The 2388-nt window shown below is 75.2% G+C and carries 1 protein-coding gene; it reads right to left on the bottom strand.

Translation table 11 applies throughout. From position 1 onward, the window contains the following. Positions 1–2335 (bottom strand): glycosyl transferase (locus OOT08_RS12380; protein ID WP_325093049.1); only part of this gene is annotated, 2335 nt, incomplete at its 3' end. Positions 2336–2388: the final 53 nt, after the last annotated feature.

Below are 2388 nucleotides of genomic sequence, written 5' to 3'. Positions count from 1 at the left end.
GCACAGCGTCGGTGCCGGCCGCGCCCTCGGCGGTTGCGGCAGCAGCGTCTGATTCAGCGCCTGACTCAGCGTCTGTTGCCGCGGGGGCGGCAGCAGCGGCAGCCGCGTCGCGCTTCTGGCGACGGCCGGCCACCTTCTTCGCCTTCCGGGCGGCCTTCTCGGCTTCCTTCTCCGCGGCGCGCTCCCGCTCCGCTTCGGCGGCGAGGCGCTCGGCCTCGGTGCGTTCGATGGCGCGCAACTCGGCCAGCCTGGCCCGCTGCTGCGCGCGGCGGCTCGGGCGCTTCTCGGGGCGATCGACGACCTCACCGGTCGGCAGCGCCAGCAGGACCAGGGCGAGCAGCAGCGCGATCTGACCGAGCTGGATCGGGGTCGCGAAGGGCGAGGCCGTCGCCTCGGGCAGCGGGGCCACCTCGGCGCCGTCCGCGAGGGCCTGCGCGCTGATCCGCCAGAGGTCTCCGGAGGCGGTCTCGCCCACCGGGGCGAGCGCCGAGTTCTGGTCGAAGGCGGCCTGCAGCTCGGCGACCGTGGCCCGGTTCCCGCCGGGGGTCAACAGCACGAACTCGATGTCCTGCGTCGCGAGCAGCTCCGCGGCGCGCGGGTCGCCCGTGGACACAAGCACCCCCGTCAGCTCCGCGATGCCCTGCTCGGCGGCGCTCGGCTCGCCGAGGAAGCGGCTCGTGCGCAGCGCACCGAGCTCGGTGCCCTCGCCGCGCTCCACGGTGGCGCGCACCCCGGACTCGCTTTCGGCGGCGATTACGAGCGTGCCGACGCTGGGGTCGGCCGCAGCGGCGGCGCGCACGACGGCGGGGAGGCTCTGGGCATCGGGGCGGATCGCGCCCTGGCCGGTCACGGTGGACACGAGCAGCGGCAGGACGGCGAGCAGGGCCCCGACGATCGTGAGCACGGCGACCGGGGTCTTGCCCCGGCCGAGCGCGGTCAGGCCGGAGGCCGCCAGCATGAGCAGGCCGAGCCAGTACAGCGCCAGCCCGGAGCCGGGCCAGACGCCCATCGGCTCGCCGCCGATCGTCACGAGCTGGAGGCTCGGGGAGACGAGGGCGGTCACGAGGCCGAGGCCCGCGGTGAGCCCGGCGAAGAGGGTCAGGCGCACCCGGGTGACGTAGAGGCCGAGGAGGGCGAGGATCGCAAGCGGGGCCAACAGGATCCCGACGGCCAGGGTGGTCGGGACCGCGCTCAGTCCGAGCGCGTCGAGCACGGCCTCCCAGCTGTGCAGGCCGAACTCGGGGAAGCCGATGGCCAGGTGACGCTCCGTCCCCGCGGTGAAGGGCAGGATGGGCCCGGGGTCGGCGAGCAGGCTCAGCGGTGAGCCGCGCGTGAAGGCGACCCAGGCCAGCGGGGCAAACAGCGCCGCCGGGGCGATCGCGGTGCTGATCACGCGGGCCTGGCCGCGGGGCGCGCTCACAATGCCGACGAGCCAGAGCACGATGGCGGCGGGCAGCAGCACGGGGGCGACCGCGAGCACGGCGGCGGCCAGCAGCGAGGTGAGCCCGGCCCAGCTCCACGAGGACCGGGTCCGCAGTGCGCCGAGCAGCAACCAGGGCAGGAGCACGCCGAGGAGGATCGTGGGCAGGCGGCCCGAATCGAGGGCGCTCAGGAGCACGGGGCTCGCGGCCCAGGTGATCGCCGCGGTGGCGCGGGCGAGGCCCGACTGCGTGAACTGGGCGGCCAGGACCCAGGCGGCGAGCGCCGCGAGCGGCATGGCGGCCGCCACCAGGAGGACGACGCTGAGCGAGGGGGCCCAGAAGGTCAGGGTGCCCAGCACCGCGAGCACCCAGGCGTAGGGGTCGGCCGGGCCGGAGCCGGAGCTGCGCGTGTGTGACCAGAGGTCACCGAGGGACTGCCCGAGCGGGGCGATCGCGCCGCCGGAGACGCTGCCGGCCCCGAAGAGCCACCAGTGCAGCCCGAGGGCGATGACGAAGACGGAGAGGAGCACGGCCAGGCCGCCCGTGGAGATGAAGTGCAGCTCCGAGGAGGTCCGGCCCTGCTTCGCGAGGATCGCCTCGCGGTCGATCATTCGGCGGGTGCGGACGGCTTTGGGGTCCACGCGGAGCGGACGGACCGCGGCCCAGCCCGCCGTGTTGTTTGCGGCGATGCGGCGGCGGGACCGGATGGTGTTCCCGGGCCGGAAGAAGGTGCCCAGGGCGGCGCGCACCTCGCCGATCATGCGCCCCGGCTGCTCCCGGATCAGGGACCAGATCAGGCGGAAGACGGCGATGAACGGGAGTGAGAGCCAGTGCAGCGGCGCGACCACGGCGGGGGCGTAGACGAGACGCCGGTGCAGCTGGGCGGCGCGGGACTGGCGGTGGCCGGTCCGCATCACGGAGCGTTTGCGGCTGACGCGGGGTCCGGCGACTCCCTCGCCGCCGAAGC

Origin of the sequence: Leucobacter sp. M11 (assembly GCF_035726885.1) — a bacterium.
Classification (GTDB): domain Bacteria; phylum Actinomycetota; class Actinomycetes; order Actinomycetales; family Microbacteriaceae; genus JAPFRB01.
Note: the sequence above shows the minus strand (reverse complement) of the source record. Positions and strands in the feature narration are given on the sequence as shown.